The organism is Pseudomonas sp. FW305-20, from assembly GCF_058788075.1.
The window spans coordinates 117,918-138,490 of the sequence record NZ_JBYTAJ010000016.1; the positions used below are offsets into that span (position 1 = coordinate 117,918).

General features: G+C 59.2%; 19 protein-coding genes and 3 pseudogenes. 10 read left to right on the forward strand and 12 right to left on the reverse strand.

Features of this window, described 5'->3' with window-relative positions:
• Nucleotides 1–22: 22 nt before the first annotated feature.
• Nucleotides 23–1,117 carry a D-alanine--D-alanine ligase gene (gene ddlA / locus AC3WP4_RS16040; RefSeq protein ID WP_074880282.1) on the reverse strand — a complete coding sequence of 365 codons (1,095 nt, stop codon included), beginning with the start codon at nt 1,115–1,117 and terminating at the stop codon, nt 23–25.
• Nucleotides 1,118–1,135: 18 nt separating this feature from the next.
• Nucleotides 1,136–1,219: pseudogene (locus AC3WP4_RS16045) on the reverse strand (lysine transporter LysE); the annotation flags it as partial.
• A gap of 150 nt (nt 1,220–1,369) precedes the next feature.
• Here AC3WP4_RS16045 and AC3WP4_RS16050 point away from each other — a divergent pair.
• Both AC3WP4_RS16050 and AC3WP4_RS16055 read left to right on the forward strand, forming a co-directional pair.
• Complete coding sequence (locus tag AC3WP4_RS16050) at nt 1,370–2,179, forward strand: AraC family transcriptional regulator (protein WP_074880285.1); 810 nt, start codon at nt 1,370–1,372, stop codon at nt 2,177–2,179.
• Nucleotides 2,180–2,256: 77 nt separating this feature from the next.
• Entirely contained in the window at nt 2,257–2,625 is a 369-nt protein-coding gene (locus AC3WP4_RS16055) for a cupin domain-containing protein (protein ID WP_074880288.1), read from the forward strand.
• A gap of 12 nt (nt 2,626–2,637) precedes the next feature.
• Here the strand turns inward: AC3WP4_RS16055 and AC3WP4_RS16060 are convergent.
• The 3 genes and pseudogenes from AC3WP4_RS16060 to AC3WP4_RS16070 form a co-directional block, all read right to left on the reverse strand.
• Nucleotides 2,638–2,827, reverse strand: a pseudogene (locus AC3WP4_RS16060) (flavin reductase); the annotation flags it as partial.
• Nucleotides 2,828–2,848: 21 nt separating this feature from the next.
• The gene (locus tag AC3WP4_RS16065) at nt 2,849–3,457 is read right to left on the reverse strand and encodes a methyl-accepting chemotaxis protein (RefSeq protein WP_371916900.1); all 609 of its coding nucleotides are present in this window, start codon (nt 3,455–3,457) and stop codon (nt 2,849–2,851) included.
• Nucleotides 3,437–4,165, reverse strand: a pseudogene (locus tag AC3WP4_RS16070) (PAS domain-containing protein); the annotation flags it as partial. The gene AC3WP4_RS16065 and the pseudogene AC3WP4_RS16070, both read right to left, overlap by 21 nt.
• 537 nt (nt 4,166–4,702) lie before the next feature.
• On the opposite strand from AC3WP4_RS16070, the gene AC3WP4_RS16075 reads away from it, so the two are divergent.
• Nucleotides 4,703–5,086, forward strand: a complete 384-nt coding sequence (locus AC3WP4_RS16075; RefSeq protein WP_102615257.1) for a DUF6124 family protein — start codon at nt 4,703–4,705, stop codon at nt 5,084–5,086.
• A gap of 90 nt (nt 5,087–5,176) precedes the next feature.
• On the opposite strand, the gene AC3WP4_RS16080 is transcribed toward AC3WP4_RS16075, so the two are convergent.
• Complete coding sequence (locus AC3WP4_RS16080; RefSeq protein ID WP_102615256.1) at nt 5,177–6,493, reverse strand: MFS transporter; 1,317 nt, start codon at nt 6,491–6,493, stop codon at nt 5,177–5,179.
• Between the two features lie 255 nt (nt 6,494–6,748).
• Between AC3WP4_RS16080 and AC3WP4_RS16085 the strand changes: the two genes are divergently transcribed.
• The 3 genes from AC3WP4_RS16085 (at nt 6,749) to AC3WP4_RS16095 (ending at nt 9,097) form a co-directional block, all read left to right on the forward strand.
• Complete coding sequence (locus AC3WP4_RS16085; RefSeq protein ID WP_074880302.1) at nt 6,749–7,069, forward strand: hypothetical protein; 321 nt, start codon at nt 6,749–6,751, stop codon at nt 7,067–7,069.
• Between the two features lie 184 nt (nt 7,070–7,253).
• Nucleotides 7,254–8,426 carry a hypothetical protein gene (locus AC3WP4_RS16090; protein ID WP_074880305.1) on the forward strand — a complete coding sequence of 391 codons (1,173 nt, stop codon included), beginning with the start codon at nt 7,254–7,256 and terminating at the stop codon, nt 8,424–8,426.
• A 146-nt stretch (nt 8,427–8,572) separates the two neighbouring features.
• The gene (locus tag AC3WP4_RS16095) at nt 8,573–9,097 is read left to right on the forward strand and encodes an SET domain-containing protein-lysine N-methyltransferase (protein WP_074880308.1); all 525 of its coding nucleotides are present in this window, start codon (nt 8,573–8,575) and stop codon (nt 9,095–9,097) included.
• A 7-nt stretch (nt 9,098–9,104) separates the two neighbouring features.
• On the opposite strand, the gene can is transcribed toward AC3WP4_RS16095, so the two are convergent.
• Nucleotides 9,105–9,749, reverse strand: coding sequence for a carbonate dehydratase (can, locus tag AC3WP4_RS16100; protein ID WP_074880312.1), 645 nt, complete (start codon nt 9,747–9,749; stop codon nt 9,105–9,107).
• 152 nt (nt 9,750–9,901) lie between these two features.
• Here can and AC3WP4_RS16105 point away from each other — a divergent pair, with 152 nt between their 5' ends.
• The gene (locus AC3WP4_RS16105; RefSeq protein WP_102615255.1) at nt 9,902–10,306 is read left to right on the forward strand and encodes a serine kinase/phosphatase; all 405 of its coding nucleotides are present in this window, start codon (nt 9,902–9,904) and stop codon (nt 10,304–10,306) included.
• Between the two features lie 107 nt (nt 10,307–10,413).
• Here the strand turns inward: AC3WP4_RS16105 and rimI are convergent, their stop codons facing one another.
• Nucleotides 10,414–10,866 carry a ribosomal protein S18-alanine N-acetyltransferase gene (gene rimI / locus AC3WP4_RS16110; RefSeq protein ID WP_074880319.1) on the reverse strand — a complete coding sequence of 151 codons (453 nt, stop codon included), beginning with the start codon at nt 10,864–10,866 and terminating at the stop codon, nt 10,414–10,416.
• A complete protein-coding gene (locus tag AC3WP4_RS16115; protein WP_076029755.1) occupies nt 10,859–11,608 on the reverse strand; it encodes an energy transducer TonB in 750 nt (249 codons plus the stop codon). Before AC3WP4_RS16115 ends, rimI begins: the two co-directional genes overlap by 8 nt.
• Before the next feature lie 206 nt (nt 11,609–11,814).
• Here AC3WP4_RS16115 and mksB point away from each other — a divergent pair, with 206 nt between their 5' ends.
• Genes mksB through mksF form a run of 3 tightly spaced genes read left to right on the forward strand, consistent with a single transcriptional unit; the run spans nt 11,815 to nt 16,617 of the window.
• Nucleotides 11,815–13,089, forward strand: coding sequence for an Mks condensin complex protein MksB (mksB, locus tag AC3WP4_RS16120; RefSeq protein ID WP_162493964.1), 1,275 nt, complete (start codon nt 11,815–11,817; stop codon nt 13,087–13,089).
• Nucleotides 13,079–13,780 (forward strand): Mks condensin complex protein MksE, encoded by a 702-nt coding sequence (gene mksE, locus AC3WP4_RS16125; RefSeq protein WP_038981553.1) that lies wholly within the window; start codon nt 13,079–13,081, stop codon nt 13,778–13,780. Before mksB ends, mksE begins: the two co-directional genes overlap by 11 nt.
• Nucleotides 13,777–16,617: an Mks condensin complex protein MksF gene (mksF, locus tag AC3WP4_RS16130; protein ID WP_076029753.1), complete on the forward strand. Its 2,841-nt coding sequence runs from the start codon at nt 13,777–13,779 to the stop codon at nt 16,615–16,617. The genes mksE and mksF overlap by 4 nt, the downstream gene beginning before the upstream one ends.
• Nucleotides 16,618–16,829: 212 nt before the next feature.
• On the opposite strand, the gene AC3WP4_RS16135 is transcribed toward mksF, so the two are convergent.
• Genes AC3WP4_RS16135 through AC3WP4_RS16145 form a run of 3 tightly spaced genes read right to left on the reverse strand, consistent with a single transcriptional unit; the run spans nt 16,830 to nt 20,395 of the window.
• Complete coding sequence (locus AC3WP4_RS16135; protein WP_102615254.1) at nt 16,830–19,133, reverse strand: PqiB family protein; 2,304 nt, start codon at nt 19,131–19,133, stop codon at nt 16,830–16,832.
• Entirely contained in the window at nt 19,126–19,749 is a 624-nt protein-coding gene (locus AC3WP4_RS16140) for a paraquat-inducible protein A (protein WP_074880335.1), read from the reverse strand. Before AC3WP4_RS16140 ends, AC3WP4_RS16135 begins: the two co-directional genes overlap by 8 nt.
• Entirely contained in the window at nt 19,736–20,395 is a 660-nt protein-coding gene (locus AC3WP4_RS16145) for a paraquat-inducible protein A (RefSeq protein ID WP_076029750.1), read from the reverse strand. Before AC3WP4_RS16145 ends, AC3WP4_RS16140 begins: the two co-directional genes overlap by 14 nt.
• Nucleotides 20,396–20,573 lie beyond the last annotated feature (178 nt).

The following is a 20,573-nucleotide window of genomic DNA, read 5'->3' on the forward strand; positions in this document are numbered from 1 at the left end:
CGCCTGATAAACCTGATTCAGCCTAGCGAGAGATCTTCAGCGCCTGTCGCGCCTGATGCTTCTCCAGCGCCAGGTCGATCAAACGGCTGACCAACTCGCTGTACGTCATACCGGCGGCCTGCCATAGCTTGGGGTACATGCTGATGCGGGTGAAGCCGGGCAACGAGTTGATCTCGTTGATCAGCACTTCGCCGCTGTCGGTCAGGAACACGTCGACCCGCGCCAGCCCGGAACAACCCAACACCTGGAATGCCTCGACGGCCAGGGCACGGATGCGTTCACTGGCTTCGATGCTGATGTTTGCCGGCACCACCACTTCCGCCGCTTGAGCGTCAATGTATTTGCTGTCGTAGGAATAGAATCCGCTGCGCACCACGATTTCGCCGCAACCACTGGCGATGGCGTCATCGTTGCCGAGTACCGCGCACTCAATTTCGCGACCACGGACGGCGGATTCGACCAGTACTTTCTCATCGAAACCCAAGGCCAGCTCCACTGCTGCCGCGTACTCGATTTCGTCATTCACCTTGCTGACGCCCACGGAAGATCCCTGGTTCGCCGGTTTGACGAACAGCGGCAAGCCGAGTTTGCCTTGCACCTCGGCGAACCCGGTGCGCGCTGCGGTGGCGCGGGTCAGGGTGACGAACGGCGTGACCGCCAACCCGGCGTCACGCAGCAGGCGCTTGCTGATGTCCTTGTCCATGCAGACGGCCGAACCAAGCACATCGGAGCCGACAAACGGCAGATCGGCCATGCGCAGCAAGCCTTGCAGGCAACCGTCTTCGCCCAGGGTGCCGTGGACGATCGGGAAGATCACATCGACGTGTCCCAGCATTTCCTGACTGGAGGTTTCCACCAATTGTTGACTGGCCTTGCCCGGCACGACGGCCAGTTCGCGGTTGGATTGGTTGAGGGCGATCAGCGCCGGGTTTTCCTGGTTGAGCAGGAAATTCGAAGGGTCATTCAGGTGCCAGTGACCTTGCTTGTCGATGCCGATCAGCACCGGCTCGAAGCGCGAACGGTCCAGCGCATCGACGATGTTTTTCGCCGATTGCAGCGACACTTCGTGTTCAGCCGAACGGCCGCCAAAAATAATACCTACCCGCAGTTTGCTCATTCAGAACTCCTCAACGATTGGCCCTGGCGTCACCACCGCAACCGCCCATAACAGCGCCAATGACAACAACGGGGCAGCGTAGCTCAGGTGGGATATTTCCATGATGTGGGGCGCCTTCGTGACTTAAAAACATGCAACACCTTGCAACATTAGTCGGGGATTTTCTACCGGCCGGGGTGATTCGATCGGCAGCAGACAGGCGGTTGGTGAGTGGGGTAACGTGTTCAGCATCGAGTTCAAGGCAACACCACCATGGCCAAGCACACGCCTCCCATCGATTGGTTCCACCGCGCGCCGGACGTTGGCGGGCTTCAGCGTTTCGAGGCGTTTTTTGCCGGACACGGCTACGACCTTCACCGTCACGATACCTACGCCATCGGCCATACCCTGGCCGGCGTGCAGAGTTTTCAGTACCGCGGCGGCTGGCGCCACAGTCTGCCGGGCGGGACCATGGTGCTGCACCCGGACGAAGTTCACGATGGCGAAGCCGGCACCGAGACCGGGTTCCAATATCGAATGATGTACATCGAGCCGGCGCTGATCCAGCAGATGCTCGGCGGCCAGCCGTTGCCGTTTATCAAGACCGGCCTGTCGGCCGATCCACGTTTGTTCGCCGCCACCGCCGTGCTGCTGCGAAGCCTCGATTGTCCCCTCGATCCTCTGGAAGAGCAGGATGCGCTGTTCGATCTGGCCCAAGCCTTGAACAGCGTTTCCGGCGTGCCTGCCACACGCCAGAGCTTCGACTACGTGGCCGCCGAACGCGCGCGCGAATTCATCCACAGCGCACTGGATCGCACCGTGACGCTGGAAGAACTGGCGCAACACAGTGGTCGCGATCGCTGGAGCCTGTCGCGGGATTTTCGCCTGTTGTTCGGCACCAGCCCTTATCGATACCTGACCATGCGCCGCCTCGACCTGGTCCGCTCGCTGTTGATCCAGGGCCAGTCACTGGTCAGCGCCGCGCTGATCGCCGGCTTCACCGATCAGAGCCACATGACCCGGCAATTCAGCAAAACCTACGGCTTGTCGCCGGCACGCTGGATGAAAATGCACCGCCGCTGAGCCACGCACAATCGTTCAAGAAGCTCACCGATACGCCGGCTATCGTGGATGCACGATCAAACCACGAGAGCTGCTGCATGAACGCTTACGAAAGCCTTAATTTCGCTGAGAAAATTTCCAGGATCGGGCCGTACTGGACGCCCAGGGTCATCGCCGAAATGAACGACTACCAGTTCAAGGTGGTGAAGCTGCTGGGGGATTTCATCTGGCACGATCACCAGGATACCGACGAAACCTTCATCGTCCTCGAAGGACAATTGCGGATCGACTTTCGCGATGGCCACGTGCTGGTGAACGCCGGCGAAATGTATGTGGTGTCAAAAGGTGTCGAGCACAAACCGTTCGCCGAGCAGGAGGTGAAACTCCTGCTGATCGAGCCCAAGGGTGTGCTGAACACCGGGAGCGAAGGTGGCGAGCGCACTGCGCAAAATGACGTTTGGGTGTGAAAGGCAGGCGGCTTACGGCGGCAAGGTTTTGCCGTCCGCTGGATCGCCGATTTTCAGGAAGTGCCGGCCCGCCCCATGGTGCAAGGTGCAAGGTGCGCAATGCATCTTGCCCTTCGAAGCGCCAGCGACCGTCACTGAACACTCGCTCGTCTGCCTGTGCGGGAATCACCTCAGCCAGAAACAGATCGTATTGCTGGTGCGATTCACGCCGCGATGGCAGGCATCAAGTCGCTAGCTGATTGGCAAACTGCCCGACCGCGTTCACCACTTTCTGTGCACCATCCTGAATTTCGACAATCACCGTCCCCGCCTCTGCCGCCAGCGCCAGCCCCTGTTCAGCCTGGAGTTTGCCCTCGGTCATCAGCGCCACGGCGTTGCGCGCCATGTCCTGGTTCTGCCGCACTACGCCGACAATCTCATCGGTTGCCTGGCTGGTGCGCGAAGCCAATTGCCGGACCTCATCCGCCACCACCGCGAAACCACGCCCCTGTTCCCCGGCCCGAGCCGCTTCGATGGCCGCGTTGAGCGCCAGCAGGTTGGTCTGTTCGGCAATCCCGCTGATGGTTTTGACAATGGTGCCGATCACCAGCGACTGCTCGTTCAGCGCTTCGATGCCTTCCCCGGCGGTTTGCATGTGCGAAGCAAGGTCACGCATCACGTTGACCGCCTGAGTCACCACCGCACTCCCGCGCTGCGCGCTGCTGTCGGTTTGCTGCGAGGTGCTATAGGCAATGTTGGCGGCGTCGGCGACGGCTTGCTCCTGATTGACTTGATCGGTAATCACCGTGGCGAATTTCACCACTTTGTAGAGTTTGTTGTTGGCATCGACCACCGGATTGTAGGAAGCCTCCAGCCAGACCACGCGACCGTGGCTGTCGATGCGCTTGAAACGGGCAGCGACGAACTCCCCTGCGTTCAAGCGGCGCCAGAAATCCTGGTACGCGGTGCTGTTGTAATCCTCGGGTTCGCAGAACATGTGGTGATGTTTGCCCTGGATTTGCGCCAGGCTGTAACCCATGCCGCTGAGGAACCGTTCGTTGGCCGCCAGCACGTTGCCATTGAGGTCAAACTCGATCACTGCCGTGGAGCGCACAAGCGCGCCGATCAGGTTCTCATGCTCACGAGACGCCTCGATGGTGCGGGTCAGGTCACTGGAGTAAATCGAGAAGTGCTTGATCCGGCCGTCCGCGGACCGAACCGGCTGCACGATTGAGCGCAGCCAGGCTTCCTGGCCATTGCCGCGCAACAAACGCACCGTGCCGGCAAAGTGCTCGCCACGGGTCAGTGCGACCTTGAAGCGCTTGTGGAATTCGTCCGACTTCACATGGGCCGGGACGATGTCTTCAATGTGTCGCCCTATCAGGTCGCTGCTTTTGTAGAGCATCTCGCCGATGAAGTTCTGGTTGACCGATTGAATCCGCCCATCGGCATCGAGGGTCAGGACCAGCATCTCGCTTTCCAGGCTTTCCTTCACTTGTTGAAGGCTGGAGAGTTCTTCGCGAAGAGCCGACAGCTCCTGCTTCAAGCGTTTGTTGAACATGGGATACACCGATGGACAGGGAAGAAAGCGGCATGCAGCCTAGCCATCGGCCTAAAGGATATTTTCTGAAGAGTGTTTCAGAGTTGTCCTACAAAAATAGTTAGGCATGTTGATGTGCGTCTTGTCGCCAGAAGCCTAATGGTTGTCGAACATCGTTTCTTCACAACATTTCCGGACATTAAACACCGCTCGACAGCACTTGTTGAAAACGGCTCAAGGTTACTTCCTGCAAGCTACAACACCTTGCGTCATTGCCTACGGCTACGCCAGAATCCGCCGGCTTGTGCGCCTTGGGGGCGGTCGGTAACTTGGTTCCTGTCACTGCCCATCAGTGATCGGGTTTAGTCGCCCGACTAGTCATCAACGGTTGCACAAGTGTTATCCAGTCAGGTTCGCCTGCACTTGATGGTGGCTGTGCGCATGGCGCTTTCGGGCGCGCCGGGTTTTGGTGGCTTTACCGGTCGACTAACTTGCGCACAGCCGCCTCCTTTTCGTTTAGTCGCGAGATGGTCACGGCCCTACTATAGAAAAGTTACCATGTTCAAGGTCACACCCAATCCACCGGACACCGATCCGGCATCGCCCTACGAATCCCTCGATTCGAACAAGCTTCACGAAGCCGCCGAGCGCGCCCTCGACCATCACTTCCCGCCACCACCCAAACGTAGCGGCCAGCTCTTCAGCGTCAGCCCGGGCATCAACCCTGAAACCCTTCTCGCCAATGCCTCGGAAGATTTGCTGTCCATCAGCGCCATCGCCGCCAACCTCGCCGACGATGTGGACGGTTCCCGCCGCTCCGTAGCCCTGGCGCTCAGCCGAATGGCCGACGGTGTGCATTTGTTGGTGGAGAGAATGCTGGATCATCTGGATGACCCCGAGATAGCGGCGATTTTCGCCAAGCAACAAAGCCGCGTCATCTAATCCGCCACCCCATAAAAAAATGGGCACCCAACCTGGTTGGCGTGCCCATTCTTTTTTCCGCTCCCCCGCTACGCCGAAATGCGCCGACTGTCACTGAGCGCAGGGAGCCACGCGGCGGCTCCCGACATTAGGCATCCGCGCCCCGAAATACGCGGCACAGCTCACACCCACTGTCCCCATCACCGCGCAGAAGATCACGCAGATCCATGGGCTCCACGGCATCAGACCGATCAGCAACAACGGTGTGATACTCGCCCAGACGGCGTAGGCAATGTTGTAGGTGAAGGAAATCCCCGAGACGCGAATCCGTGCGGGGAACAGGCTAACCATCACCGACGGCACTGCGCCGACCACCCCGCAACCGAGGCCGGCCACCGCGTACGCCAGACCGACCCAGCTGCCTCCGATGATCAGGCAGGTATAAAGCACGCCAATACCCAAAGGCAGCAGCAAGCTATAGAACATCACCGTGCGCCAGGCGCCAATGCGGTCGACCAGCAGCCCGGCGAGCACACAGCCGATATTCAGAAAAACAATGCCCAAGGCACTCAGGGCGAAGGTGTGGCTGGCGGTCATGCTGAAGGTTTTCTGCATCATGGTCGGGGTGATCACCACGAACACCACCACCGCCGAGGTCAGTACGCAAGTGAGGATCATCGCTGGCAGCATGGCCAAGCGGTGTTCACGCAAGACCGTGCGCAGCGGCAGTTCGACGGCCGCATCACGTTGGGCCTGCATGGCCATGAACACCGGGGTTTCGCTGAGCCAGCGGCGTAGCCAGACGCCGATCACGCCAAACACGCCGCCCAGCAGGAACGGATAGCGCCAGGCGTAATCAAGGATTTCCGCCGGGGTGAATGCCTGCGCCAGAAAGGTCGCCGTCAGTGCACCGATCAGGTAGCCAAACGTCAACCCGGCCTGCAGGAAACCGAGGGCATAACCGCGATGCCCGACCGGTGCATGCTCGGCGACGAACACCCAGGCGCTCGGCACTTCGCCACCCACCGCCGCGCCCTGGAGGATTCGCAGCGCCAACAGCAGCAGCGGGGCGAAATAACCGATTTGCGCGTAGGTCGGCATGATGCCGATCAGCAGGCACGGCAGCGCCATCATCAGGATGCTCAGGCTGAAGACCTTCTTGCGGCCCAGTCGGTCGGCGAAATGCGCCATCAGAATCCCGCCCAACGGCCGCGCCAGATAACCGGTCGCGAAGATCCCGAAGCTTTGCAGCAGTCGCAGCCACTCAGGCATTTCCGGTGGGAAGAACAGCTGGCTGAGGGTCAGGGCGAAAAATACGAAAATGATGAAATCGTAGATTTCCAGCGCACCGCCAAGGGCCGCAAGGCCGAGGGTCTTGTAATCCGAGCGGGTGAACGGCGCCGGATGCGAGTGAGTGTTGGCAGTCATGAAAAGGACTCTGGCATAGGCAAAAACCAAGGCGCCCATGGTCTACGCAAACGCGCCAACGGACAACCCGTTAGACCAAAGTCCTGGACGCGTAAAATTTCGAAAAACGCCTGGATTTATCCTACGGACAGGTTCGATTGCGCCTGACATGAAACCCGGAGAGGTCTTATCTCCAACCTATAAATTGCTGAGTAAACTCCGACAGCTCACACACTTTTTAAAGCAAGACAGCACTGACCAAGGATGAACAAACACATGTCTTTAATTTCGAAAACGCTGGAAGAGATGATTAACGAGATTTACCAGGACGGTAGGGTTTCAGTCGTTGAGTATAAAAAGCTGCGTGATGACGCAGATCGCCGTATGGACGCTGTCGTCCGCGAGTTCGGCCAGCACAACAATTTGACCGCCCTTCAAAAAGCGATGGATGTAGTCATGCAATTGACGCAAACGTCCATCATCGATGCCAAAAAAGCCAAACTGACCGATACAGGAGAGGCCATCGTCAAGGATGCCGTATTGGCCCAGGTCGAGTACTTGCGCGCCGGTACTCACCTGGCACTAAAGCTGTTGTAACGCATCAATCTCCATCCGGCCCATAGACATCAAGCCCGGGCCGGACTCCATAACCGAGGGTTCCTGGCATCCAACTGCAGGTCTTACGCAAAAAAACTACTCGCAACCACTATTCTGTGTAACGCCGCTGATCCAGTATGGCGCGTACCCCAATCAACGGGACCACGCTGAAAAGGATCTGAGCATGTTCAAATTCGCAGCACTCACCCTCGCGGCCCTCACCCTGAGTGCCGCCGCCCATGCCGATATCGGCCTGAAGCTGGGCAGTACCGAACGCGTCACCCGCCTCTTCGCTTACCCCAACAACTGCAACGTGATCTGCTTTCGCAACTGGACGCTGGAGCAAACGGTCGAGCATTACCTGACCCAAAGCGTGCAGCGCGATGGTTACAGCGCGGCGAAAGTGCTGGTCAAAACCGATAATAATCAGCTCTACGCCGAAATCACCGGGGTACCCCGCAGCTATGAAAAACCGCTGGCGGCGTTACTCGATGCCGGTGATCTGGCCTATACCGGCGCCAGCAAGCTGAATGCCGATGGCAAGTGGGCTTACAGCTGGTATCTGTTCCTGCCACTGGGCATGGCCCTGGAAAACCGCAAAAGCATTGAACTGCTGCACTTCCCACCCGACTATTCGCTGACCCAGGCTCAGGATTACCTGCGATCCGCCACCACCGATCGCTGGGCCACACTGTTGACTGTCAACGGAATTCCGGCCGACCAGACGCCGGGCTACCAGACCATCATCGACATTGCACCGATTGCCGCGCCATCCAACGCTGGCAAGGATCTGGAAGGCGTCTACGACTACTTCAAGGACTACCAGACCACCATGGTCAAGCAACTCAGCCAGAACGCCAGTGGTGCGGCGTTGCCGATGGTCGCCTTCGGCGCGCCGGTGCGTAACTGGATCAAGCAGCAATACGGGCCGACCGTGAACGTGCTGGGCCTGGTCAGCATCAGTCCGAGCGACGGGGTGAAAGTGCCCGTTCTGGGTTCCAACCACCCAAGCTATATTTGGTACGCCGCCGACCCGGAAAGCTATACCGGCAAAGATGCCCAGGCCAAGGCCGACACGGCGGGCCTTAAAGTCATGGGCCAGGATTTGAGTGCCGCGTGCTGGCAGGCCGCGATGGGCCGCCAACCGGACACTAATCCCGACATTGAACTGAGAAGTTGCACCCAAACCTGGCAAGTGGCCCAGGCAGAAAAAACCTGCGAGCTTTTCTACACCTCGATTCGCAACCTGTCGCCCGACAAAGCCGTGGCCAAGTGCGCAACGGCGCCGATCAAATCTCAGCTCAAACAGCTGAAAGCACCGGTCCCCGAGACCGCGATCCCTGCCCCGGCGCTATAAAACGATGAACGGCGGTTCTACTGTCAGTTATGACAGTAGAACCGCCGTTTCATTTGCGAGAGGCTTGAATCGCACCCATGTGCTGCAGGGCTGACAGGATCGTCAGCTGATGGAGAGTTCGCAGCACCCAGCCGACAAGGATCGTTATGAAAACCCACGCCGCGCACGACACGCTTGCACAACCACCCGATGGGATTTATCCATTTGCGGAGCTGCCCGTTCGCCTTGGATTCCCCTCCAGGGCCGACTTCGAGATTATCGACAACACCCACGGATCGGCGGCAGCCGTCGCAGTGCTTCGGGACTTTCCACGCATCAGCCGAATTTGTCGGGCGTCGGGGCACCTGCTGCCGTATCGCTGTCGGCATACCCGGCAACTGGCTCATGGCATCCATGTCTATGACCCGCGCTTCTGCGGGCTGCTGCGACACTCCTGCGACCCAAACGTATTTCTCGACATGAGCGAGCTATGGTTGTGGGCGCTGAAGGACATCAAAAAAGGCGATCGACTGACGATGGACTACGCCTCTACCGAAGACAAACTCATGCGTCAGTTCGCCTGCCAGTGCGGCTCATTCGACTGCCGTGGCTGGATCACCGGCTACGATGAATCGCCGAACGCCGACGGCCAGTTGTTTCTTCAACACTGGCGCCGGCGAAGTCCATGCTGAAGGGTCGTTACAACGCCTCGACCGGACGCAGACGGTATTGCGGCGGCAATTGCTCGAAACCGCTGATGGTGGCGTTCAGGCTTTTCCAGCGACCGTCCTTGATGCCATAGATGCAGCCGTGAATCGACAGGCTCTGCCCGCGATGCCAGGCATTTTGCACAATGCTGGTGTGCCCGACGTTGGCCACTTGCTGGATGACGTTGTATTCGCAGAGGCGGTCGACCCGCTCTTCTTCAGTGGGCAACTTGGCGAGCTCCTCGCGTTTCTCATAATAGAGATCGCGAATCGAGCGCAGCCAGCCGTCGATCAGGCCCAGCTGACGGTCCTGCATTGAGGCGCGCACACCGCCGCAGCCATAGTGGCCGGTCACGAGGATGTGTTTGACCTTCAGCACATCGACTGCGTACTGAATCACCGACAGGCAATTGAGGTCGGTGTGCAGCACTACGTTGGCCACATTACGGTGTACAAACAGATCGCCGGGCAGCATGCCGACGATCTCGTTCGCCGGCACCCGGGCGTCGGAGCAACCGATCCACAGGTATTCCGGGGTTTGCTGACGGGCCAGCTTGGCGAAGAAATCAGGATCTTCTTTGGTGATCGCGTCAGCCCAACGCTCGTTGTTATCAATCAGATCTTGTAATTCGTTCATGCAATGAAGCCTCGAGAATGATGCGCTTCTATGACAGACAACCCTCTGTCGGGGTCACGCGCCAGATGCAGATACCCGGTTTTCCATGCCGGAGGAATTCTCAGCAGCCCAGAGGGTCCACCCTAGTAAGGCCTACAGTATGAGGAATTGCCATGACTGATTCACGACGTCCGTTCGATGCGACTCAACCCGAGCCCATCGATGACAACGAAGACCGCATGGGCTCGATGCATGAGCTGGATTTCGACGAGGAAGAACCCAGCGCCAAAATCGGCGACGAGCTGACGCAAACGGAGCGTGAACGCCTGATGCCTCGCGAACGCGTACGTGAAGCCGGCATGACCGGGGCCTCGACCGATGACCATGAGTCTACCGACGACGACATGAGCCCGGAAACCCTGATCCGTGAAGACGGCGCACGGGACGCCCACGAAGCGGGTGAAGGGGGCCAGGCCGATTGGGATTTGAGCATTGTCGATGCAGACGACATTGGCGGAGGGAACGGGCTGGATGAAGAGGAACTGGCGCGGCGGGATCCGATGGACGGTAATCGTTGATCTGTGGCGAGGGAGCTTGCTCCCGCTCGGCTGCGAAGCAGTCGTAAAATTTCAGGACCGCTTCGCGGCCCAGCGGGAGCAAGCTCCCTCGCCACATTCGCTGTAGCTCAATCGACCAAAGTGCAGGCCATCACCACGGCATCTTCACGCCCACCCACCGCAGGGTAGTAATCGCGCCGCCGACCAATCTCGTTAAACCCATAACGCTCATACAACTTGAACGCGCCACGGTTGCTGTCGCGCACTTCCAGAAAACATTCCCGCGCCTTGGCGTCATACGCCCGGGACATCAAATGCTCCAGCAGCGTCAAGCCCAGGCCACGGCCCTGGTTCTCCGGCTTGACGGTGATGTTCAGCAGATGCGCTTCATCAAGGATGATCTGCACCACCCCGTGGCCGACCTGCTGCTCGCCTTCAAACATCAGCCATATCTGATATTTACCCAGCCCATCGAGAAAAATCCCGCGCGTCCAGGGATGGCTGTAAGCCGCGTATTCGATTTTCAGTACAGCGTCCAGGTCCGCCTCGGTCATCGGGCGGAACGATACAGCGTCACTCATTCGATTCTTTCCAACGCGCCATCAGCCGACGCATGGCTTGCCAGACATCAGCCTTACGCTGTGGCTCTTCCATTAATAATTCCAGACCCGGCAGGGCCCAGACCGAGCCCAGGCCGTCGACCTGGAGTTCACGGTTGAAGGATTCGGCGTTCGCCTCACCGGCGAAACGCACCGCCGGCAGGCCGATCAGCCACACGCAGACGCACGGTGCGTCTTCCAGCCGGGCCGAGAGAAAACCTTGCACGAAGTCGCGAGCCGCTTCCGGGCCTTGATCCATGGTGCCCCGAGACAACAGCGGCCAACGCACCGGCTCGCCGACGATCTGCGGGCTGTCCGGCAGGCCGGCGGCGCGCAGCATGTCTTTGAGCAACAGATAGGCAGGGTCGCGGGTCTGGAACGATTCGCCTGTGGGTAACTCCACCAGCAGCAGGCAACGCCCGGCCCGCAACAATTGCAGGGCGAAACGCGGTGGCGGCACGACGGGCGCCCTGGCCACGACCGGAGCGGCCTCTTCTTCAACCTTGGCGTTCGTGCGCGTGCTGGCCAACGATGGCCGCGGCACCTCGATTTTCACCCGCTCGGCCGGTTTGACCAGCGGTTCCACGGGCGAATCAGCCACAGGTGCGGGCGCAACCGGAGCAACCGGCGCGACGACCAACGGCTCGGGCATCTCCAGCAACTCAGGGCGCGAGGGCGCAGCAAAGGGCAATTCGGTGCGCGGCAGCCAGTTGACCACCTGCATGGCGGTCAAATAAGCGCGACGACGGGACTCGATAAGCAAAGGTCGGCCACTTGTGGATAACTAAAGTGCGGTGATTCTACCGCCCTTCGCTCAAGATCGCCCACGCTTGATCGATAGAAAGCCAACTGTCCGTCCCGAGAGTGAATCGCAACGGGCTTGATGCAGTACAATCGCGACTTTTAATCGCCAACCAGCCGGCCATTCCGATGATCGAACCCAAGCGCGTCTTGCGCGCCCTCGCTGAACACTGGGCACTTCTGGAGCCACTGTGCGAGCACTTCGACCAAGGCACCTTGAGCCTCAACGAATTGCGTTCACAGTTGGCCGCCCAGCAACTGGACAGTACGCCGCAGGACATCACCAGCCTGCTGGACGTGTGGATCCGCCTCGACATTCTGGTTCCCGTGGCGAAAAGCCCGAACCGTTTCGAGCTCAACGCGCAGATCCACGACTTCCTCGCCTACCTGCGCCGTGAGCACCGTCTGGGCCTGTGCCTGGAAATCGAAGCCTATTTGCGCCACCTCGAACGCCTGGCCGGTTATATCCAGGACGCCTTCGACATCCGCGACGGCCACGACCTGGCGCGCCAGTTGCGCCTGCTCGACATGCGCGTACGGGATGTATTGAAAAAACTCGCCAACGACGAACAGGCCCTGGTGGCCGTCGCCGAGCGCGCCAAGACCAGCGACCGGCAGATTCCCCTGCGTCAGCGTTACGCTGAAGTACTGGCGACCTGGGACGAATACGTCGAGCCGATGATTCAGTTGGTAAACGCCGACGGCGCCTTCGAACAAGGCGTGCGCAAGGTCGAGAACGTGTTGCTGAAAATGCTCACCGAGCAGCAACGCCTCGGCCATCTGGTCGATGACGACATGCTGCTGCGCACCCACGCGCGCATCCTCGAAATGCAGACCAGCGCCCAGCTGACGTTGCGTCATGCCCGCGAGCTGTTGCTGCCGCTGCGTGAAGAAGCCCGTCGACACAACGCCGTGACCCGTGGCGCGGCGCTGGCCTTGTCGGCCATTCGTCGCAAAGGTATCGATGCGGTGCCACAAGCGGCGATGCCGATGTTCACCCGCCCGCAAAGCACCTTCCTTGGCAGTGCCAGTCAGGTCGAAGCCTACGTTTATGCGCTGGCCCGTTTCGAGCCGAAACCGGCGCGCTTCCCCAAGGCCCACAAGACTCAGAAAGGCGAAGCGCCGCGCGCGCCACGCACGGTTCGGGAAATGCTCGAACGTTGCGAAGACGCCCTGCCGATGCCGGACCTGATGACCTGGCTACTGGAGCAGGAACCGGACGGCGCCACCGACGAATTGCTTTATTGGTTCTCGCGCCTGTCGCGGGAAAAGCGCTTCACACGCGAGCGTCTGGAACGCCGCGACTACCACACTCATGAGCATCAGGTCAGCCTGCGCTCCTTCGCCCTGCTCTCGGCCCGCGACACCGCCGAGGATTCTGCGAGCATCCCACATGCATCTTGATCTAAACGAACTGTCCCAGCTGGCGCCGATCTTTCGCGAGCTGTTCAAGGGCTATCACGTCAGCCGCCGCGACCCGGAGCTGTACGCGCAACTGTCGAACTTCCAGGACCAGTACCGCACGCTGTTCAAGGCACTCGGCTTTGAACTGGTCTGCGACACCCGCGGTTTCTACTACTTCGTCCCGGACCTCGCCGCGGCGGCGGTGAACAAGACCGCGCAACGCCTGGCGCTGTTCACCTTCATCCTCGTCGAACATCTGGCCGATCAGGGCCGCGACCCGGTCGCCGTGCTCGACGGCGGCAGCCTCGGCCGCGATGAGCTGCCATCGCTGCTGGAGAAATACCGCGACCTGTTTATCCAGGCCGAAGTGCAGACCGTCGAAGAACTCGAAGAAAAAATCATGCGCCGCATGACTCAGCTCGGTTTTGCCGGTGAAGAAAATGGCATCTATCGTTTCCTGCCGCCGATGCACCGTTTCCTCGATGTCTGCCTGTCGGTCCAGCAGGACCGTGATCTGGCCGCCAGCCTGCACAGCGTCTTGCCTCTGCCGGTTCCGGTGCTGATCGATGACGACAGCGACGAAAAGCTGCTGCAAACCGATGATCCGCTAGACCTCAGTGACTTCGAAGAAGAAAGCGAAGAAGACGCCATGGCCCGCGCCATTGCCGAAGAACAGGAGACCGACGCATGAGCAAGGAACGCTACGGCATTCGCCGCTTTGCCCTTTTGAACACCGCCGGTTACAGCCTCGGCCTGTTCCCTCTGGAAGAACCGCTGTCGGTTTACGGCGCGAACAACCTCGGTAAATCCGCCTCGATCAACGCCTTGCAGTTCCCGATCCTGGCGCGCATGTCGGACATGAGTTTCGGCAAGTACAGCCTGGAACAATCCCGGCGCTTCTACTTCGCCTCGGACACCAGTTACATCCTGGTCGAAGTCTCGCTGCCCCACGGTCCACATGTGATTGGTGTGGTCGGTCGCGGCCCGGGCGGTGGTTTCGGTCACCAGTTCTTTGCCTACGCCGGCAAACTGGACCTGGCCCATTACCAGAAAAACGACACCTGCCTGCGTCAGAAAGAATTGTTCACCAACCTTGAGCGCGAAGGCCTGAAAGCCTACGAACTCAAACCTGATGAATTGCGTCGCTTGCTGGTCGGCGGTCACACCTCGATCCCGCTGGACCTGACGCTTATTCCGCTGCGTTCCACCAGCGAGCAGAGCCTGAAGACCTTCCGCGCACTGTTCATCAACCTGCTGCACATGCGCGAAATCACCGCGGCCAAGCTCAAGCAATTGTTCCTCGATGCGTTCGAACACAGCCTGCGTTCCGGTAGCGTCGACTACATCGCCGCGTGCGAAGAAGCGTTCCGCGATGTACGACGCATGGAGCAGGACTACAACTCTCTGGTCACCGCCGGCCCGTTGGTCGAAGCCCTTGCTGCAGGCGTGACCCAGCGCAATATCCTGCGCGGCAAACTGCACCGGATCTCGCCGCTACTCGATTCCCTGCTCGGCACCTGGTCGGACTACGCCAGTGCGCGCAAGGAAGAACTGACGATTCAGGCCGAGCACTACCGCAACGAGCAGGACGCACTGCAAAACGATCAACGCGGCGGCACTCAAGAGCTGATGCGTCTGGAGCGGGAAATCACCGGCATCCAGCGCTGGCTCGGCGAATTGTCGGTGCTCAAGCATCGCTTCGCGCTGGTCGATGACGTCAAAGTCCTGGAGCAGCAACTGCTCGCGGCCAAGGACGCGCACGATGAACTCGCCGGTGCGCTGGCGCAGTCGCGACAGTTCTCTGCCGAAGACCTGGAAGAGCGTCTGCGGGATCTGGAAAAACGCCTGAAGTCGGTCAAGCAGCAACTCGATCACGCCGACAACAACAGCTACGCCCGTCTGCGCGAGGAATTCTCGCAACAGGATGTCGAGCGCCTGATGCGTCTGTTCAACAGCGCACTGTTCAGCCTTCCGCTGGGCGAACACGGTATTACGCTGGACGAGGACGGTCAGTGGGTCAAATCCATGGAGCTGATTCTTGATGGCTTCAAAGGCGAGCGCTTCGAAGTACCGGGCCTGTCCATCGACATCTCGCACATCGAGCCGCCGGCGCTGCAAGCCTTGGCTGACCGCGCGGCGTTGCGCGATCAGAAAGAGCGCCTGGACAAAGAACTCAAGCAACTGAAAACTCAAGCTGCCGTGGCCGCCGACCGCGCCGCGAGCAAGACCCAGACCGAAGCGCTGTACCAGCAAGTGCTGGATGCGCAGAAAGCCCTGGAAGACTTCCGCCGCGCGCAAACCCTGAGCGCCGAGGAAGGCGACAAGCTTGAGCAATTGGCACAGATGGAAGCCGCTCAGGAGGAATTGAAACGCTCCAGCGACGCCTTCACCGAACGCGTCCAGCAACTGTCGGCCAAGCTGCAATTGGTCGGCCGGCAGATCGGTGACATGGAGGCCAAGCAACGCACCCTCGACGATGCCCTGCGCCGCCGTCAGCTGCTGCCTGCAGACCTGCCGTTCGGTACGCCGTTCATGGACCCGATCGACGATTCCATGGACAACCTGCTGCCGCTGCTCAACGACTATCAGGACAGCTGGCAGGGTTTGCAGCGCAGCGATGGTCAGATCGAGGCGCTGTACGCTCAGGTCCGTCTCAAGGGTGTGGCCAAGTTCGACAGCGAAGACGACATGGAGCGCCGCCTGCAACTGCTGATCAACGCTTACGCACACCGTACCGACGAAGCCCTGACCCTTGGCAAGGCCCGTCGCGCGGCCGTTACCGATATCGCCCGGACCCTGCGCAACATCCGTAGCGACTACGACAGCCTTGAGCATCAACTGGCGCTGTTCAACCGCGAGATCAACAAGCGTCAGGTCTCGAACCTGCAGAGCTTCCGCATCGTGCTGGCGCCGAACAAGGAAGCGCTCAAGCACATCGACCAGATCATCCACAGCGCCGGCCAGTACGAAGAAGGTGAAACCCTTTCGGTCTTCGACCTGAGCCAAAGCGCCGATCAGGACAACAAGAACGAAGAAGCCAAGGAATACCTGGCGCGGCTGGTGGCGGCGAATCACAACCAGCTCGGCCTCAAGGACCTGTTCGAGCTGGCGTTCGAGATCACCAAGGTCAACGGCCAGCCGGTGATTCACACCGACATCGACGGCGCGGCATCCAACGGCACCACCATGACCATCAAGGCGCTGACCAACATGTACTTGCTGCTGCACCTGATGGACCGTGACCAGGCCGGTCGCGTGCGCCTGCCGTACTACCTCGACGAGGCAGCGGACATCGACGAGAAGAACCAGGCAGCGCTGCTGGAAACCAGTCTGCAACTGGGCTTCGTGCCGATCCTGGCGAGTGTGAAACCGCAGGTCTGCGCCAGTGTCGCCATCGACCTGGAAGGTGGCAGCGGGCCGAACGGGATCTACATCGACGAGGCGGACTGGAAGTACATTCGTCGTCACGATGAGGTGAAGGCTGCCGTTAATGTTGAAGCGGATGAGCCGGAGCTGGATGCCGTCTGATTTGCATTAATCGAAGGCATTAAAAAAGGCCGCGATCCAATGGATCGCGGCCTTTTTCATGGGTGCCTTTCAGTGAGTTTCAAGGCCTCTTCGCGAGCAGGCTCGCTCCCACATTGTATAAGTGCCAGACACACATTCTGCGCTCACAGCACATCTCTGTAGGAGCGAGCCTGCTCGCGAAGCGCCATCACAGACACCCAAATAATTTCCCGTTATTTACCGATTGAAATCTTCGGCGCCCAGGTCAGCCATTCGTCTTCGAACTTATCGAACAGCGGGAACGTTTGCTCAGGTCGCGCCGGGCTGCCCATGCGCTCGCCGTCCGGTGTGGCGAAAGCGATACCGCCCTGAATCAGGGTCTCCAGCGATTCGGTACGCATCGTCGCACCTTTGAACAAGCCGTAATCAAAACCAAAACCACTGGAGTTCCAGAAACGCGTGCCGCTGCGCACCAACGGCGCGTACTTCGGCTCGATCAGGATGTGCACCAACACACGGTCCGCCGTCTGGCCGAGTTCATAGCCTGTCACCTTGCCCACGGTGATTTCGCGATAAGTGACCGGCACACCTGTTTTCAGCGAACCACGGCGAGCAGCGCTCAACACCAGACTCAAACCGGCTTCCTGTTTAGCGGTTTCCGGTGGATTGCTCAGGGCCACGAAGTTCTTCTGCGGACCGAGGTTTTTCGCGGCCGGTTCTACTTCGATGTATTGGCCAGTGACCAGCGTTTCCAGGTTGGATGTCTTGATCAGACCCAGTTCAGGTTTGACGACCCAAAACTGACTGCCGACCCGGGCGATACGCTCCGGCACTTCGGTGATTCGTGCAGTCAGCAGCACCGACTGCAGGTCATCGCTGAGGTCGACGTCTTCAATCTTGCCAACATCCAGGCCTTTGAAGCGAATCGGTGTGCCGCTGTGCAGGCCATCGGCGCGATCAACCCTGATCGTCACCACGGCGCCTTTTTGCGTCGCCTCATCATGACTGGTGAACAAACGGAAACGTGGAATCCGCTTCTGCAACGGCGCCTTGGCTTCCGGGGTTTCAAAGGCAATGCCGCCAGCCATCAGGCTTTGCAGCGACTCACTTTTGACCTGGATTCCACCGGTCAACCCGCCGGTGAGCGTGATGCCGCTGGCATTCCAGAACCGTGTCGAGGCGTTGACCAGCCCTTCGTATTCCTTCTCGATGTGAACACCAATCACCAACTGTTTTTTGGTGCGGGAAAACTGATAACTCTGGACCGAACCGACCTTGACCTGCTTGTAGAGAATCGGGCTGCCGACTTCCAGCGAGCCGAGGTTTTCGGTGAACAGCACCAGGTGCAATCCTGGCGCACGCAAGTCGAGCGGGGGTGCCTTCGGCCGTGCGACAAACTCGCGCTGCGGTGCGGCGCCTTTGTCCCCGGGACGCACGGCAATGTAATTACCTTTGACCAACGCTTCGAGACCGGTGATACCGGCAAGCGAAATCGACGGTTTGACCACCCAGAACTGGGTGCCTTCGACCAGGTAATCTTCGGCCAGAGGATCGAGGGTCAATTCGGCGGTGGCACTGGATAGATCAGGATCGACCTTGAGCGCTTTCAGATTGCCGACCTGGATGCCTTTGTACATCACCGGTGTGCGACCCGCCTGCATGCCTTCGAAGTCGCTGAGTTTGACCTTGACCCGAATACCGGCCGCCGCCGCATCGAAATCTTCGTAGAGACGAAACGGCAGGCTCGGGTCGGTGGGCGGGCTGTCCTTGCGGTTCTCCGGCGTGGCAAACGCGATACCGCCGGCAACGATGCTGGCCAGGGACTCGCTGCGCACTTTCACACCCGACAGGTTGGCGTCGATGCTGATGCCGCTGGCATTCCAGAAACGCGTGTGTTTGCGCACCAGTTTGGCGTAGGTGGGCTCGATGAAAACCTTGAGTTCGACGGTGCTCTGGTCTTCGGACAGCAGATAACTTTTGATCTGGCCGACCTTGATCTGCTTGTAAAACACCGGGCTACCGCGATTGAGTGAACCGAGACGATCAGCCTTGATGGTCAAGTGGAGACCGGGCTGGGCGTCCGACAGCGGCGGCTCTTCAGCCAGGGCTTTGAACTTGCGCGTCGGCTCGCCTTCGCCCGGACTGATTGCGACGTAGTTCCCCGAGACCAGTGTCTCCAGGCCAGTGATGCCGGCCAGTGTCACACTCGGCTTGATCAGCCAGAAACGGGTGCTGGTCCGCAAGTATGGCTCCACGTCCTTGTTCATCTCGATGGTAGCGATTACGCCTTTGGAGGCACCTTCGTCATCGAGTTTGAGGGTCTTTACCTTCCCGACCGACATACCTTTATAGACGACTTCAGTCTTGTTGGCCTGAATGCCTTCACCGCTTTCGAATCGCACCTGAATCTCGATGCCGGTCTCGTTATAGGCTCGCCAGCCAAGCCAGCCGCCGATGATCAGGGCAATAAGGGGCAACACCCAAATAGCTGACCAGTTCGAGGCCGGTCGGGTTTTTGCTGTAGGCAAATCAGTCATGGTCGTCGTCCGACTCCGTGTTATCCCAAATCAGTCGGGGATCAAAAGTTACTGCGGCAAGCATCGTCAGAATCACCACACTGGCGAAAGCGATGGCGCCAAGATTGGCTTCGATGCTGGCAAGCCGTCCGAAATTCACAACCGCCACCAGGATGGCGATTACAAAGATATCGAGCATCGACCAGCGGCCAATGAACTCAATAAAGCGGTACATCCAAATACGTTGGCGAGCCGACAGGGGTTGGCGGCGCTGCACGGAAAACAGCAGCAGTGCGATGCCCACCAATTTGAATGTTGGCACCAGAATACTGGCGATAAAAACCACGGCGGCGATGGGGATCATGCCGTGCTGAACGAGTTGGATCACACCGGACATGATGGTGCTGGGATCGCCCTGCCCCAGTGAACTGACGGTCATGATCGGCAACACGTTAGCCGGGATGTAGAGAACCGCGGCGGTCACCAGCAGCGCCCAGGTACGCATCACACTGTTCGGACGACGGGCGTGAACCAGCGCACCACAACGGGTGCAGACCTGCTCGTCGGTTTCGGCTTCCTGCTTGTTCAATTCATGGCATTCGGCGCAAATCAGAATGCCTGCATCAATCGCCCGCATGGGCATCCTCTCCTGATAAAGCCTGCCAGATCTGATGGGGCGACATCACCACCTCCAACCAGACCTGAACCAACAACAAACCGATGAAGCACACCAGGCCAAACCCGACGGTAATTGCTGCCATATCTGCCAGTTTGACGATCGCCACCAGTACACCCATGAGGTAGACCTCGAGCATCCCCCAATCGCGTAAATGGTGATAAATGCGGTAGAGCAACAGGCCGTAACTGCGTCCGATATCAAAACGAATACTCAGCAGTACAACCAGTTGGCAAAGTAACTTGAGCAGCGGGATTCCCATGCTGCAGAGAAACACCACGACTGCAACGCCCTGCATTCCGGTATCGAAAAGGCCAACAACGCCGCTCCAGACGGTGTCGTGCGATGACTGCCCGAGTAGATGGAGCTCCATGATGGGTAAAAAGTTCGCCGGGATGTACAACAACAGAGCGGCGAGAACCAACGCGAGACTGCGCTGTACGACGTTATGCCGATGGGCGTAGAGCTCGTAGCCGCAGCGCGGACAGAGGGCTTTCTCGCCATGGGCGAGTTCGGGCTTGCGCATCAACAAATCGCACTCATGACACGCTACCAAGTCGTCCAGCGGTAATTCTGACAGCCCTGGGGCGTCAACCGGTTCTGGCATAAAGGCTCTGGCTCCGAAAAAGTTGGACCTATTCTAGTGTCATGGATCGAAAATAACTGTGCAAATTTGTGCTTTAACTGAAAGGCACTTTCCCGCGGACAAAAACAAAACCCCTACCTGCATACGCAGATAGGGGTTTCGGAATTTAATCTTGACGATGACCTACTCTCACATGGGG

Bases quoted from the DNA above. Each gene is read 5' to 3' on its own strand.
- ddlA (WP_074880282.1), bottom strand. From the start codon at position 1,117: ATGAGCAAACTGCGGGTAGGTATTATTTTTGGCGGCCGTTCGGCTGAA.
- AC3WP4_RS16050 (WP_074880285.1), top strand. From the start codon at position 1,370: ATGGCCAAGCACACGCCTCCCATCGATTGGTTCCACCGCGCGCCGGAC.
- AC3WP4_RS16055 (WP_074880288.1), top strand. From the start codon at position 2,257: ATGAACGCTTACGAAAGCCTTAATTTCGCTGAGAAAATTTCCAGGATC.
- AC3WP4_RS16075 (WP_102615257.1), top strand. From the start codon at position 4,703: ATGTTCAAGGTCACACCCAATCCACCGGACACCGATCCGGCATCGCCC.
- AC3WP4_RS16080 (WP_102615256.1), bottom strand. From the start codon at position 6,493: ATGACTGCCAACACTCACTCGCATCCGGCGCCGTTCACCCGCTCGGAT.
- AC3WP4_RS16085 (WP_074880302.1), top strand. From the start codon at position 6,749: ATGTCTTTAATTTCGAAAACGCTGGAAGAGATGATTAACGAGATTTAC.
- AC3WP4_RS16090 (WP_074880305.1), top strand. From the start codon at position 7,254: ATGTTCAAATTCGCAGCACTCACCCTCGCGGCCCTCACCCTGAGTGCC.
- AC3WP4_RS16095 (WP_074880308.1), top strand. From the start codon at position 8,573: ATGAAAACCCACGCCGCGCACGACACGCTTGCACAACCACCCGATGGG.
- can (WP_074880312.1), bottom strand. From the start codon at position 9,749: ATGAACGAATTACAAGATCTGATTGATAACAACGAGCGTTGGGCTGAC.
- AC3WP4_RS16105 (WP_102615255.1), top strand. From the start codon at position 9,902: ATGACTGATTCACGACGTCCGTTCGATGCGACTCAACCCGAGCCCATC.
- rimI (WP_074880319.1), bottom strand. From the start codon at position 10,866: ATGAGTGACGCTGTATCGTTCCGCCCGATGACCGAGGCGGACCTGGAC.
- AC3WP4_RS16115 (WP_076029755.1), bottom strand. From the start codon at position 11,608: ATGCAGGTGGTCAACTGGCTGCCGCGCACCGAATTGCCCTTTGCTGCG.
- mksB (WP_162493964.1), top strand. From the start codon at position 11,815: ATGATCGAACCCAAGCGCGTCTTGCGCGCCCTCGCTGAACACTGGGCA.
- mksE (WP_038981553.1), top strand. From the start codon at position 13,079: ATGCATCTTGATCTAAACGAACTGTCCCAGCTGGCGCCGATCTTTCGC.
- mksF (WP_076029753.1), top strand. From the start codon at position 13,777: ATGAGCAAGGAACGCTACGGCATTCGCCGCTTTGCCCTTTTGAACACC.
- AC3WP4_RS16135 (WP_102615254.1), bottom strand. From the start codon at position 19,133: ATGACTGATTTGCCTACAGCAAAAACCCGACCGGCCTCGAACTGGTCA.
- AC3WP4_RS16140 (WP_074880335.1), bottom strand. From the start codon at position 19,749: ATGCGGGCGATTGATGCAGGCATTCTGATTTGCGCCGAATGCCATGAA.
- AC3WP4_RS16145 (WP_076029750.1), bottom strand. From the start codon at position 20,395: ATGCCAGAACCGGTTGACGCCCCAGGGCTGTCAGAATTACCGCTGGAC.